11 protein-coding genes are annotated in these 12,687 nt (G+C 54.9%); 5 read left to right on the top strand and 6 right to left on the bottom strand.

The window, feature by feature from the left end:
- Positions 1–161: 161 nt before the first annotated feature.
- Positions 162–2,183, bottom strand: a complete 2,022-nt coding sequence (gene tkt / locus AB9F26_RS15710; RefSeq protein ID WP_369768429.1) for a transketolase — start codon at positions 2,181–2,183, stop codon at positions 162–164.
- Positions 2,184–2,466: 283 nt separating this feature from the next.
- Between tkt and AB9F26_RS15705 the strand changes: the two genes are divergently transcribed.
- Positions 2,467–2,934 (top strand): hypothetical protein, encoded by a 468-nt coding sequence (locus AB9F26_RS15705; protein ID WP_369768428.1) that lies wholly within the window; start codon positions 2,467–2,469, stop codon positions 2,932–2,934.
- Positions 2,934–3,320 carry a cell division protein ZapA gene (locus AB9F26_RS15700; protein ID WP_335584208.1) on the top strand — a complete coding sequence of 129 codons (387 nt, stop codon included), beginning with the start codon at positions 2,934–2,936 and terminating at the stop codon, positions 3,318–3,320. The genes AB9F26_RS15705 and AB9F26_RS15700 overlap by 1 nt, the downstream gene beginning before the upstream one ends.
- A 55-nt stretch (positions 3,321–3,375) precedes the next feature.
- On the opposite strand, the gene grxD is transcribed toward AB9F26_RS15700, so the two are convergent.
- The 3 genes from grxD to AB9F26_RS15685 form a co-directional block, all read right to left on the bottom strand.
- Positions 3,376–3,735, bottom strand: a complete 360-nt coding sequence (grxD, locus tag AB9F26_RS15695; protein ID WP_039002112.1) for a Grx4 family monothiol glutaredoxin — start codon at positions 3,733–3,735, stop codon at positions 3,376–3,378.
- A 40-nt stretch (positions 3,736–3,775) separates the two neighbouring features.
- Positions 3,776–4,018: a BolA/IbaG family iron-sulfur metabolism protein gene (locus AB9F26_RS15690; RefSeq protein ID WP_039002113.1), complete on the bottom strand. Its 243-nt coding sequence runs from the start codon at positions 4,016–4,018 to the stop codon at positions 3,776–3,778.
- Between the two features lie 104 nt (positions 4,019–4,122).
- On the bottom strand, positions 4,123–4,347 hold the full coding sequence (locus AB9F26_RS15685; RefSeq protein ID WP_369768427.1) for a hypothetical protein: 225 nt from the start codon (positions 4,345–4,347) through the stop codon (positions 4,123–4,125).
- Here AB9F26_RS15685 and AB9F26_RS15680 point away from each other — a divergent pair.
- Positions 4,333–4,659, top strand: coding sequence for a hypothetical protein (locus tag AB9F26_RS15680; protein WP_369768426.1), 327 nt, complete (start codon positions 4,333–4,335; stop codon positions 4,657–4,659). The two genes, AB9F26_RS15685 and AB9F26_RS15680, sit on opposite strands and share 15 nt — an antisense overlap.
- A 4-nt stretch (positions 4,660–4,663) precedes the next feature.
- Here AB9F26_RS15680 and purL read toward each other — a convergent pair whose 3' ends face one another.
- Positions 4,664–6,823: a phosphoribosylformylglycinamidine synthase subunit PurL gene (gene purL, locus AB9F26_RS15675; protein WP_335584205.1), complete on the bottom strand. Its 2,160-nt coding sequence runs from the start codon at positions 6,821–6,823 to the stop codon at positions 4,664–4,666.
- A gap of 408 nt (positions 6,824–7,231) precedes the next feature.
- Positions 7,232–8,134 carry a LysR family transcriptional regulator gene (locus tag AB9F26_RS15670; RefSeq protein WP_335584204.1) on the bottom strand — a complete coding sequence of 301 codons (903 nt, stop codon included), beginning with the start codon at positions 8,132–8,134 and terminating at the stop codon, positions 7,232–7,234.
- Positions 8,135–8,291: 157 nt separating this feature from the next.
- Here AB9F26_RS15670 and AB9F26_RS15665 point away from each other — a divergent pair, with 157 nt between their 5' ends.
- Positions 8,292–11,696 (top strand): indolepyruvate ferredoxin oxidoreductase family protein, encoded by a 3,405-nt coding sequence (locus AB9F26_RS15665; protein ID WP_369768424.1) that lies wholly within the window; start codon positions 8,292–8,294, stop codon positions 11,694–11,696.
- Positions 11,697–11,785: 89 nt separating this feature from the next.
- A complete protein-coding gene (locus AB9F26_RS15660; RefSeq protein WP_335584201.1) occupies positions 11,786–12,655 on the top strand; it encodes a lysophospholipid acyltransferase family protein in 870 nt (289 codons plus the stop codon).
- The last annotated feature ends 32 nt before the right edge of the window (positions 12,656–12,687 follow it).

Raw genomic sequence — 12,687 nt, 5'->3', positions numbered from 1 at the left:
GTTATCTTTTGGTGTTGGCGCTAACAGTTTTCGCGTTAAAATTGATGGTTGCGGTAACAGGGCGCGATAGGGTGAATCACCGCGTTCACATTTGATTGGCCACAAAAAAGCCCCGCCAACGGAAAGTCAGCGGGGCCAATTTGAACGGTTTCAGAGGGGGCTTAGTTGCCCAGAAGCTCTTTGACTTTCTTGACGGTTTCTTCTGCGGTGATGCCGAATTTTTCATAGAGCGTGGGGGCAGGGGCGGAAGCGCCAAAGCCTGTCATGCCAACAAACGCCGCTTTGGTGGATTTGCCGCGCTCGCCTGTGAGCCATTTATCCCAGCCCATTTGCACGCCTGCTTCAATAGCAACCCGAACTGGGCCACCAGGAAGAACGCGTTTGCGATAGGCGTCGTCTTGGGCTTCGAACAGTTCCATACAAGGCATGGAAACGACGCGTACGCCGATGCCTTCGCTTTCAAGAATATCCGCAGCTTTGAGCGCTATTTCAACTTCAGAACCCGTGGCCATCAGGATGGCCTCGCGTTTCGCAGTTGCGTCACGCAGGACGTAAGCGCCGAGGGCTGTGAGGTTTTTGTTTTTGTGCTCAAGGCGTACCGTTGGCAGGTTTTGACGTGAAAGCGCCATGACCGATGGGGTGTCTTTGACCGTAAGGGCCACTTCCCATGCTTCGGCGGTTTCTACGGTGTCCGCAGGGCGGAAGACGTAAGTGTTTGGCGTGGCACGCGAAATCGCGAGGTGCTCAACGGGCTGGTGGGTTGGGCCATCCTCGCCAAGGCCGATGCTGTCGTGGGTCATAACGAAAACCGTGGGGATTTTCATCAAGGCCGCGAGGCGCATTGCGGGGCGGGCATAGTCGGTGAAACACATGAATGTGCCGCCGTAGGGGCGTACACCGCCGTGCAGTACCATACCGTTCATTGCCGAACACATGCCATGCTCGCGGATGCCGTAATAGACATAGCGACCCTTGCGATCTTCGGGGGTAAAGACACCCAAATCAGGCGTTTTTGTATTGTTCGAACCGGTGAGGTCGGCAGAGCCGCCAACGGTTTCGGGCAACAAGGGGTTGAGGACTTCGAGGGTCATTTCAGAAGATTTCCGTGTGGCAACTTTGGGCTGCTCTTCGGAAATTTTCTTTTTCAAGGCTTTAACGGCGGCAGAGATTTTCTGAGGCGCATCAAGTGCATAGGCGCGGGTGAAGTCGGATTGTTTGCCACCAGGCATGGCTTCGAAACGGGCGGTCCATTCTGCAAATTCAGAGGCACCCTGGGCGCCAATCGCGGCCCAGCCTGCTTGAACGTCCGCAGGGATGACGAAGGGCGCGTGGTTCCAGCCGTAGACTTTGCGCGTGTCGGCAATGAGGGTCGCATCCGTCAAAGCGCCGTGGCCTTTGGAGGTGTCCTGCGCGGAGGAGCCAAGCGCGATATGGGTGGCGCAAGCGATCATCGAAGGCTTGTCGGTTTTTTTCGCGGCGGCAATGGCGGCGTCAATCGCAACAGGATCGTGGCCGTCGATTTCCTGCACATGCCAGCCGGACGCTTCAAAGCGCATGGGCTGGTTTGTACGGTCGGAGATTTCAACTTTGCCGTCGATTGTGATGCCGTTGTTGTCCCAGAACACGATGAGTTTCGAGAGTTCTTGGCGACCTGCAAGAGCGATGGCTTCGTGGGAAACGCCTTCCATCAGGCAACCGTCGCCCGCGATCACATAGGTATAGTGATCAACGACTTTCTTGCCGTAATGGGCGCGCTGGATTTCTTCGGCCATGGCGAAGCCGACGGAATTTGCGAGGCCTTGGCCAAGCGGGCCAGTTGTGGTTTCGATGCCTGTGGCGTGGCCGTATTCAGGGTGGCCCGCAGTGATCGCGCCCCATTGGCGGAAGTTTTTGATTTGGTCGATGGTCATATCTGCATAGCCCGTGAGATGGAGCAGCGAATAAAGCAGCATCGAGCCGTGACCCGCAGAGAGGATAAAACGGTCGCGGTCAGGCCATTGTGGGTTCTTTGGATCGAATTTTAGGTGCTTTTCAAACAAAACGGTCGCGACGTCGGCCATACCCATCGGCATGCCGGAGTGACCGGAATTGGCAGCAGCAACGGCATCTAGTGTCAGGACGCGAATTGCGGCGGCCTTGTTCCAGTGTTCAGGATGCTCTTTACGAAGGGTAGCAATATCCACGTTGTTTTCCTTTGGTTCGGGCCTAGAAGAGTTCATTGCGCGTTTGATAGCAGCCCAAGCGTGAAGATCAAGAAAGATCAGCCTATTGAGCCAAGCTATTGGTCCAAAAGGGGGCGCATTTCCGCAAATTCCGCTATAAACTAGCCTTGAGCCGCGCATGAGCGGCGATTCGCACAGCCTTTGGGACGCGCGGGTCGTTGACAGTTCGGGCAAGAATGACCCAAATGGGACCAAATGATCCCAAAACGAGCTTTCTTGTGGCGCACGAAGAGGAGACAGGCAAATGAGCGATATTGTTGAGTATGAGCGCCGAATTACGGCCGCCCTGACCAAAATTAGTGAACGACTGAATGCCGGTGGGGCGAGCGCCAGTACTGCAGATACCAGCGCCCTAGAAGCCGCACTGGAATCCGAGCGCACAGTCAATGCACAGCTTGAAGAGCGGGTGCGGGCGATCAAAACCAAACAAGAAGAAAAAATGGCGCAACTTGAAAAGCGCGTGACCACATTGCAAAGCGGATATGGTCAGCTTGAGGGCGACGTGAGCCGCCTCAAAGGCGTGAACGAGCAATTACGCGAGAGCATCCACGCGTTGCGTGAAGCCAATCAGTCGAATGTTGGCGAACCGCATTTGATCAATAAATCGATGTTGGTGGAGCTAGAGGCCTTGCGGGCCGTACACACCTCTGATCGCCACGAAATGGACAGTTTGCTTGGTGAACTCAACCAGATTATTGGGGAGGAAGCCTAATGCCCGAAGTTAAAATCACTATTGGTAGTCGCGAATTTGAAGTCAGTTGTCAGGAGGGCGAAGACCACTTCCTGCATTCAGCAGCAGCGCTATTGGATGCCGAGGCTTCGGTTTTGTCGTCGCAAATTGGCCGGATGCCCGAAGCGCGGATGTTGTTGATGGCGGGTCTGATGCTTGCGGATAAAACGGCGGGTCTTGAGGAACGTTTAGCGCAAGCAAACGAGAAATCCAAAGCCCAAGAACAGTTGATTGCTGAATTGCGCGACCGCCCCGCCGTAACAGAGCCAGTGGCGGTGATTCCGCAGCAGATTTTCGAGACGATGGCCGAATTGGCCGCGCGGGCCGAAGCGCTTGCGGACGAAGTCGAAGAAAAAATGAACGCCTAATATGAAAATGCCCGCCGAACCGAGGTTTGACGGGCATAAAACAGGGGTGTGAAATTTACGCGTTTGCGGCGCGAATTTTATCGGAAGCGTCTTTGTCGTATGTCACACCATTTTCAGCGAAAAGCGTGTCCAATTCGCCAGAAAGCGTCATCTCGGTGATGATGTCACAGCCGCCCACAAATTCACCTTTGACATAAAGCTGGGGGATTGTCGGCCAATCGGAATAATCTTTGATGCCTTGGCGGATTTCTTCGTCGGCCAGAACGTTCACGTCGCTAAATTCAACGCCCATGAAGTTCAAAACCCCAGCAACGCGGCTTGAAAAACCGCATTGTGGCGCGTCTTTTGTGCCCTTCATAAAGAGAACAACGTCGTTCGCGGTGACGGCTTCTTTGATCTTTGTGTCTGCACTCATCGGAGCATCCTTTACATTTTGGGAGGGGCGGTTGGGCCCGTTATTCTGGAACTTTGGTGGTCAAGGCGAGGGCGTGAAGTGCGCCCGCGTTGCCATCCATTGCGCCCTTTAGGCTCGCGTAAACGGCGCGTTGTTGTTGGACGCGGTTTTTGCCGCGAAAACTTTCGTCGGTCACTTCTGCCGCCCAGTGGTTTCCGTCGCCAGCCAAATCCGTAATGGAAATTTTGGCGTTCGGAAATTCCGCGCGGATCAGATCTTCGATATCGTGGGCTTGCATCGCCATAGGGAGGGTCCTCTTTCGTTGCCCAAGAGATAACGCCGTGTTCACTGTGATTCAAGAGGAGAGCCACAGTGATTGAACGGCGCGATGTCGCAAGGCGGTCAATGCTATTTTGTTTGTTGCGCCGTTAAGTGAGATTTAAGCGCAGCAAGGAAATCCATCACCTGTTTTTGGGTGTCACGGATTGGAAACGCATCAAACTCCGCGCGGGTCCAACCTGTTTGGGGAAAAAGCCATGCAATAAAGCTGTCACAGGTTTGTAATTGAGTGGGCGGGAGCGCAAGGGTCTGCGCGGTAAAGAGCAATTCGAGCAACGTATGGATTTTGCGCATTTTGGCAAAATCCTCGCTCATTTGTCCCAAGAGGCTTGGGTTTTGTTGCCAAGAAATCCCATCATAGAGACCCTGAACCACGCGTTGCCCCGCGCCAAGGCAATCATAGGCAATACAGCCCAAAAAGCCTTTATCCTTGAGCGTATCATGGATTTTGCAGAGCCCGGTTGGCGCGAGATTGGGACAGGCGACGCCTGCGGGTTTCTCAAGGGCGAACTTGGTGGATTGCTCGATATGCAGCGCCACACAACACAGTGCGGCGCAGTTCTGGCAGTCGGGCGCAAGGGCGTCGTGGCCCTTGGCCCTTTTTAGCGGATCAGTCGAATGTGTTGGCAAAGGTCGACCGGAAGGTTGCAGACAGCTCAGAAAGCGGGGCGGAGGAGGAGCCAAATTGCACGGTATCGCCGCCAAATTTGCCGACACTTTCGATATAGATGCCAGCGGCCCCAGCGGCACTCATAAGCGCTTCGGCTTGATCGAAGTTACAGGCCACAAGATAGCGGGCTTGGTCCTCGCCAAAGAGGGTTGGGGTTTCGTCGCTGGTGAGATGAACGCCAACGCCTGCGGCTTCGGCCAACTCAAAAGCGGCGAGTGCGAGGCCACCATCCGAGAGGTCGGTACAAACTTTGATCAAGTCGCGGTTTGCGAGGATGAAATCGCCGTGTTTGCGTTCGGCGGCGAGGTCTACGTGCGGCGCGTCGCCTTCTTCGCGGCTAAAGACTTCGGCGAGGAGGGCGGATTGGCCGAGGTGGCCGAAGGTTTCGCCGATGACCATGGCCACATGGCCGTCGCGAACTTCGCCCGAAATGGCTTCCTCGCCCGCCGCGATCAGGCCGACCGCGCCAATCGTTGGAGTAGGGAGGATACCTGTGCCGTCAGTTTCGTTATAAAGGCTAACGTTGCCCGAAACGATGGGCATATCCAAGGCGAGGACGGCTTCGGCGATGCCTTTGATGGCGCCGACGAATTGGCCCATGATCTCGGGCTTTTCGGGGTTGCCGAAATTCATATTGTCGGTGGTGGCAAGGCCACGCGCGCCGACGGCCACGAGGTTGCGATAGGCTTCGGCGACGGCTTGTTTGCCGCCTTCAAAGGGGTTGGCTTTGACGTAGCGCGGCGTCACGTCCGAGGTGAAGGCCAGCTGTTTGTCGGTGCCATGCACGCGCACAATGCCCGAACCGGCGCCCGGATTGCGGGAGGTGTCGGCCATAACCATCGTGTCGTATTGTTCATAGACCCATTGCTTGGAGGCATAGTTGGGGCAGGAAATTAGCGCTTTGAGGCCGTCGATAGGATCAATGCTGGGCACATCGCCGAGGGGTTCGGCAGCGGGTGTTTCGACCCAAGGGCGGTCATATTCAGGCGCGGAGCCCGAGAGCGTTGCCAAGGGCAAGTCGGCTTTGACTTCGCCATTGTGCAGAACAAGGAAGCGGTCCTCGGCAATTGTTTCGCCAACGATGGCAAAATCAAGGTCCCATTTTACAAAAACCGCTCGGGCTTCGGCTTCGAGTTCGGGTTTGAGGACCATCAACATGCGCTCTTGGCTTTCCGAGAGCATCATTTCATAGGCGGTCATGTTTTCTTCGCGTTGGGGCACGTCTTCGAGGTTGAGTTTGACACCCAAACCGCCCTTGTCGCCCATTTCAACGGCGGAACAGGTCAGGCCCGCAGCTCCCATGTCTTGGATCGAGATCACAGCGCCCGTGGCCATCAGCTCAAGCGTGGCTTCCATCAAGCGTTTTTCGGTGAAGGGGTCGCCGACCTGAACGGTGGGGCGTTTATCCTCAATGGTGTCGTCGAATTCCGCCGAGGCCATCGTCGCGCCGCCGACGCCATCACGGCCGGTTTTTGCGCCGAGATAAACGACGGGCATGCCGATGCCAGAGGCTGCGGAGTAGAAAATCTTGTCGGTATCCGCGAGGCCCGCCGCGAAGGCATTGACCAGACAGTTGCCGTTATAGGCCTCGTGGAAGCGCACTTCGCCACCCACGGTTGGGACGCCAAAACAGTTGCCATAGCCGCCAACGCCCGCAACCACGCCGTTGAGCACGGATTTGGTTTTCGGATGCGCAGGCACACCAAATGAGAGCGAATTCATTGCCGCAATCGGCCGTGCGCCCATGGTGAAGACATCGCGCAGAATGCCGCCAACACCCGTTGCCGCCCCTTGATAGGGCTCAATGTAGCTTGGGTGATTGTGGCTTTCCATTTTGAACACCACACATTGTCCATCGCCAATATCAACGATGCCCGCGTTTTCGCCAGGACCACAGATCACTTGCGGGCCTTCGGTGGGTAGTGTGCGGAGCCATTTTTTGGAGGACTTATAAGAGCAGTGCTCGTTCCACATGGCCGAGAAAATACCAAGCTCGGTGAAGGTGGGCGTGCGACCGATGATGTCGAGGATGCGCGCGTATTCATCGGGGCTTAGTCCGTGGCTCGCAATCAGGTCTTCGGTGATGGTTGGCTCTTGCATTTCAGTCCCCATTTTGAAGTTGGGCATTCAATAAGCAAATAACGGGCCAAGGGGAAGGGGGCGCGACGGTTGCGGCGCAATTAACAGGTGTTTTTCGCGGGACCTGTGTTTGGGGTGCCTTGCGCGGTGCTTAAATACCGTGCGGATTTCAAACTGCCCAAGGTTTCGGCATCTATTTCGCACCTGCAGAAAAAAGGCCGAAAAAAAAGGCCGAGACAATGCTCGGCCCAAGTACAACAGGGAGGTTGAAGTAATGTGAGTTGCCTCAGCATCAACTTCTAGCTTCATTTATGGGCACTAAAGCCGCGTTACAATAGTTTTTTCTGCTGCGATAGCGCAATCCCGCTATGCGTGTGGCGCATATCTCACATAAATATGCGTGAAATCGATCCAGAAAGGGCCTGTTTTTTAGGCGCGATCATCCTGTAACCTCTTGCGATGAGCGAATATTTCCTCGGTTACGAAGTCGCGGAAGGCCGCAATCCGCTTGGATTGCCGTAATTCCTCAGGATACGCCAGATAAACAGGCACTTCGTTGCTTTCGGCGTCCTGAACCACGCGCACCAGATTCGGGAAGTCTTCGATGACGTAATCAGGAAGCACACCGACGCCCAATCCAGACAGCACCGCTTGGAGCACGCCGAAGTAGTTGTTCACCGTCAGCGACAGCCGTGGCTCATAAGTCATAAGGTGTTGCACGAAGCCAGAACTGGCGGCAACTTGCGCACTTTTGGTGCTTTGACAGATGAGGCGATGCCCCTTGAGGCCGACCAAGTTTTCGGGCGCGCCGTATTCGTCAATATAGTCCTGAGTTGCATAGAGGCGCATTTTTACCGACATTAGGCGTTTGCGAATAAGGTCGGCTTGGCTTGGCTCTTTCATACGGATGGCCACGTCGGCCTCGCGCATGGGCAGGTCAAGCACGCTCTCCTCAAGCATCAGGTTGATCTTGAGGTCGGGGTATTTGTTGTAAAGGTGAGGCAGGCGCGGCGCGAGCCAGAGCGAGCCAAAGCCAATCGTCGTTGTCACACGCAATTCGCCAAACACCTCATCATCGCTATCGCGAATACGCGCGGAGGCCGCATCAAGCCGTTTGCTCATGGCGATAGTGGCTTCAAACAGGAATTGCCCCTGTTCGGTGAGAATCAGTCCGCGAGCGTGGCGGTGAAAAAGGGTGGCCGAGAGGCTGTCTTCAAGGGCGCGAATCTGTCTTGAAACCGCCGATTGCGACAGGTGGAGGGTCTCGCCAGCGGCCGTTAGGCTTCCTGCTGCGGCCACTGCGTGAAATATTCTTAGCTTATCCCAGTCCATCTTTGCGTATTCAATCTCTGTTTAGGGTCATTTCATGCGTTGGAATACAATTAACGCTAACATGTTTGCAAATCCCAAACTTATAAAAAAAACATTTTGTAGGTCAGTCTTTTTGACCTATTATCAAAATGTGATCGCTTTGAGGAGGATAAGCCCAATGTCTAAGCAGAAAATAACTTTGCATGACCGTTTTGATTTAGAGACGTCGACAGTCTTGTTGAATGGGACGCAGGCGCTTGTGCGTCTGATGATGATGCAACACGCGCGCGACGTGGCGGCAGGGCATAACACCGCTGGCTATTGCACGGGCTATCGTGGGTCGCCGCTTGGGGCCGTCGATTTGCAAATGCAAAAGGCCAAGAAAGACCTTGATGCGCATCAAATCACATTCCTGCCTGGATTGAACGAAGACCTCGCGGCGACCGCAATTTGGGGCAGCCAGCAGGCAGAATTGCGCGGCGAAGGCAAATACGATGGCGTGTTTGGCCTTTGGTACGGCAAGGGGCCTGGGGTGGATCGTTCGGGCGACGTGATGCGCCACGCCAATATGGCGGGGACCAGCGCGCTTGGCGGGGTTTTGATGGCGATGGGCGACGATCACACCGGCGAAAGCTCGACCACGTTGCACCAAAGCGATTGGGCGATGGTCGACGCCTATATGCCGATCGTTTCACCCGCGGGCGTGCAGGAAATCATGGACTTGGGCCTGTATGGCTGGGCGCTGAGCCGATTTGCGGGCGTTTGGGTTGGCTTGAAAACCATGAAAGACACCGTTGAGGCGACCTCGATTGTGAATGGCGATCCCTTTGCCAAAGAGTTTGTGACGCCGGAGTTTGACGGCCCTGAGGGGGGTATGAATATTCGTTTGGGCGACACGCCTGTGGCCCAAGAGGCCCGCATGATTGATTATAAACGCAAGGCTGCCGAAGCCTTTGCGCGCGCCAATCGGATCGACAAACGGGTTTGGGGCCAAGAGGGTGCGAAAATCGGATTTGTTGCGGCGGGGAAAAACTGGCTCGACCTGACCCATGCGCTGCAACTCCTTGGGTTGGACGCTGAGGAGGCCGAACGCCTTGGCATCACCACTTATAAAGTGGCGCAGGTTTGGCCGCTGGACATGCTCAGCTTCCATGAGTGGGCCGAAGGGTTGGACCTGATCGTTGTCGTGGAAGAAAAACGCAAATTGATCGAAGTTCAGGTCAAAGAGGCCATCTTTGATGACGTTCATGACCGGCGGGTTTATGGCTGGCGCAAGGGGGCGAGTAAGGAAGAACTCTTTCCAACACGCTTCGCACTCGACCCGATTATGATTGCGCAGAAGATTGGCAAAATCCTCATTGAGGAAGGGCGCGGAACAAAGGACGTCAAGCAAGGGCTTGAGATGTTGGATATCGCGCAACGTGCAGATAACGCAAAGGAAATTGCCGCTCGGTTGCCGTATTTCTGTTCTGGTTGCCCGCATAATACTTCGACCAAAGTGCCCGAAGGCCATCGCGCCTACGCAGGGATCGGCTGCCATTATATGGTGCAATGGATGGATCGCGAGACCACCGGATTTACCCAAATGGGCGGCGAGGGTGCGAATTGGGTTGGCGAGGCGCCATTCTCAAAAACTGCGCATGTTTTCCAGAACTTAGGCGATGGAACCTATAACCACTCGGGTATCCTCGCCATTCGTGCGGCCCTCGCGGCGGGCACCAATATCACCTATAAAATCCTCTATAACGACGCAGTTGCCATGACGGGTGGCCAAACCAACGAAGGCGGGCTTTCAGCGCATCGGATTGCGGCGGAACTCAAGGCGATGGGGGTGGAACATCTGTCCGTTGTATATGACGAAAAAGAGGACGTCGATTTTTCGAAGTTCCCTAAGGGGCTGGATATTTACCCGCGCGATGACTTGATGGATGTGCAGAAAAAATGCGCCGAAATCAAAGGTGTTTCGGCGATACTGTACATCCAAACCTGCGCTGCGGAAAAACGGCGTCGGCGCAAGCGCGGCACGTTCCCTGATATCGACAAAAGGGTTTTTATCAACACGGATGTTTGTGAAGGCTGCGGCGATTGCGGCGTGCAAAGTAACTGTGTATCGATTGTTCCTGTTGAGACCGAATTGGGCCGTAAACGCGGGATTGATCAGAGCAGTTGCAACAAGGATTTCTCCTGTGTGAATGGTTTTTGCCCATCTTTTGTGACACTGCAAGGCGCGCAAGTGCGCAAAGCGGCCACGGCGACCTTGGAATTACCAGCGCTTCCTTGCCCCGTTTTGCCGACGATTTCCGGCACCCATAATATCGTGATCACGGGCGTCGGCGGCACAGGTGTTGTCACCATCGGTGCGATCCTCGCTATGGCGGCCCATATGGACGGCAAAGGCGCTGGCATGATGGAAATGGCGGGGCTGGCGCAAAAGGGCGGAGCCGTGCATATCCATTGTCGTTTGGCAAACTCTCCCAGCGATATCAGTGCGATACGCGTGGCGACAGGCGAGGCGGATGCGGTGATTGGCGGCGATTTGGTCACAACCGCAGGGGCCAAAACGCTCGGCCTTATGAAGGTTGGAAAAACCGGCGCTGTGGTCAACAGTCACGAGATTATCACCGGCGATTTCACCCGCGACACGGGCTTCAAACTGCCAATGGATCAACTTGCGCTGGCTTTGGAGGCCCGCCTGCAAGATCGGTTGCAGATGTTCGATGCCTCGGCCCTAGCGAAGGCTTTGCTCGGAGACAGTATTTTCTCGAATATGATGATGCTTGGGGCTGCTTGGCAGCGTGGCCTTGTGCCGCTCACCTATGCTTCGATCATAGAGGCGATTGTGCTGAACAAGGCTGCAGTTGACGCGAATAAACGCGCGTTTGAGATCGGTCGTTGGGCGGCACTGTATCCTGAGAAAGCCCAAGAGGCCTGTGCGAAACCTGCTGAAGCTCCGCTGAGTTTGGACGCGTTGATCGACTATCGTGCGACGCACCTTGAGGCCTTCCAAGACGCGGATTTGGCGGCAAAATACCGTGCACGTTTAGACAGCATTAGTTATCCGGTTTTGAAAGAAGCCGTCGCCAAAGGCTATCACAAGTTGCTGGCATATAAGGACGAATATGAAGTCGGGCGCCTTCATTTGGAAACCGAAGCCAAGGCGCGGGCCGAGTTTGACGGCGATTTCAAAATGACGTTCCACTTGGCACCGCCAATGATCGGGGGAAAGAGCAGTGATGGACGCCCGAAAAAGCGCGAATTTGGTCCGTGGATTCGGCCCATGTTCACTGTTTTGGCGCGGTTGAAATTTCTGAGGGGGACGGCGTTTGATCCCTTTGGGCGGACTGCTGAGCGCAAAATGGAACGGGCTTTGATCGCACAATATGAGAACGATCTGGAAGCTGTTTTGCCGCTCTTTTCGTCGCAAACTGCGGGCCTTGTGGTCGCCCTTGCCGAACTCCCGTTAGATATTCGCGGGTATGGGCCAGTTAAGGCACAAAACGAAGTTAAGGCCATGAAACGACGCGAAGAATTGCTCTCGGGGATTCGCTCAGGCGGGACTCCAGCGGCAATGGCGGCGGAATAAGCTCAAAAAACACCTTCCCGCGCTGAAGTTTTTCTGGCGCGGGAGGTACAGACCCCGTATTGCGAAATTGAGCAATATCTGAGGACGTCGTGCGCAAAAATATAACACGGGACATTAGCTATGCGAGCTCTGCTCAATCGCGAAGTGGGCGAGCTGTTATTCGGCTTCTGGAAGGGGCGACAGGGCGCGGCAAAATCATCCGCCGTGCTGTTGGCTATGAAGCGGATTTGGCGCAGGGTGCCGACATATGGCAAGTCATGGTCGACCGTTTCGCAATAGACCTTCACTTAAATGGGGCTGTGTCAGAAATCCCCAAAACCGGCCCTGTCATTTTTGTTGCAAATCATCCTTACGGGATTTTAGACGGCTTGGTTTTAGGGCATTTCCTGTCGCGGAACCGCGCAGATTTTCGCATATTGGCCAATTCGGTTTTTGGGCAAGCGCCCGATATTGATCGGGTTATCCTTCCGATCAGCTTTTTGGGAACAAAAGAAGCGCTTAAGGTGAATTTGGACACCCGCAAGGAGGCGCTTCGCCATTTGGCGGATGGCGGTGTTATGGGGGTATTTCCCGGGGGAACTGTTTCAACTTCTGCGAAGCTCTTTTCTCCTGCGATGGACCCAAGCTGGCGAAATTTCACGGCCAAATTGATCCAAAAGTCCGGTGCAAAAGTGGTGCCTGTCTATTTCCACGGTCGAAATTCGCGGCTGTTTCAAATCGCCAGTCATTTGCATGCAAACCTGCGTCTTGGCCTCTTGATTTCGGAGTTTCGCGCCCGCATTTCAACGCGGGTCGACGTGACCGTTGGCGCACCCATCGCGCAACAGGATTTGGATTTATATGCGGGAGACCCCAAGGCAATGATGGGATTTTTGCGACATGCGACATACGATCTGTCGCCGATGCCCCTGAACGCGCTAGACTATGGGTATGAATTCGAAGACAAGTATCGTGTTTAAACTAAACGGCGCGAAAAATACGCACCGAAAGG

Source organism: Falsihalocynthiibacter sp. BN13B15 (genome assembly GCF_041205415.1).
Taxonomy (GTDB): Bacteria; Pseudomonadota; Alphaproteobacteria; order Rhodobacterales; family Rhodobacteraceae; genus Falsihalocynthiibacter; species Falsihalocynthiibacter arcticus.
Note: the sequence above shows the minus strand (reverse complement) of the source record. Positions and strands in the feature narration are given on the sequence as shown.

Excerpts from the sequence above, each read along its gene's own strand:
- AB9F26_RS15705 (WP_369768428.1), top strand. The coding sequence starts at position 2,467 with ATGAGCGATATTGTTGAGTATGAGCGCCGAATTACGGCCGCCCTGACC.
- AB9F26_RS15700 (WP_335584208.1), top strand. The coding sequence starts at position 2,934 with ATGCCCGAAGTTAAAATCACTATTGGTAGTCGCGAATTTGAAGTCAGT.
- grxD (WP_039002112.1), bottom strand. The coding sequence starts at position 3,735 with ATGAGTGCAGACACAAAGATCAAAGAAGCCGTCACCGCGAACGACGTT.
- AB9F26_RS15690 (WP_039002113.1), bottom strand. The coding sequence starts at position 4,018 with ATGGCGATGCAAGCCCACGATATCGAAGATCTGATCCGCGCGGAATTT.
- AB9F26_RS15680 (WP_369768426.1), top strand. The coding sequence starts at position 4,333 with ATGGATTTTGCGCATTTTGGCAAAATCCTCGCTCATTTGTCCCAAGAG.
- AB9F26_RS15685 (WP_369768427.1), bottom strand. The coding sequence starts at position 4,347 with ATGCGCAAAATCCATACGTTGCTCGAATTGCTCTTTACCGCGCAGACC.
- purL (WP_335584205.1), bottom strand. The coding sequence starts at position 6,823 with ATGCAAGAGCCAACCATCACCGAAGACCTGATTGCGAGCCACGGACTA.
- AB9F26_RS15670 (WP_335584204.1), bottom strand. The coding sequence starts at position 8,134 with ATGGACTGGGATAAGCTAAGAATATTTCACGCAGTGGCCGCAGCAGGA.
- AB9F26_RS15665 (WP_369768424.1), top strand. The coding sequence starts at position 8,292 with ATGTCTAAGCAGAAAATAACTTTGCATGACCGTTTTGATTTAGAGACG.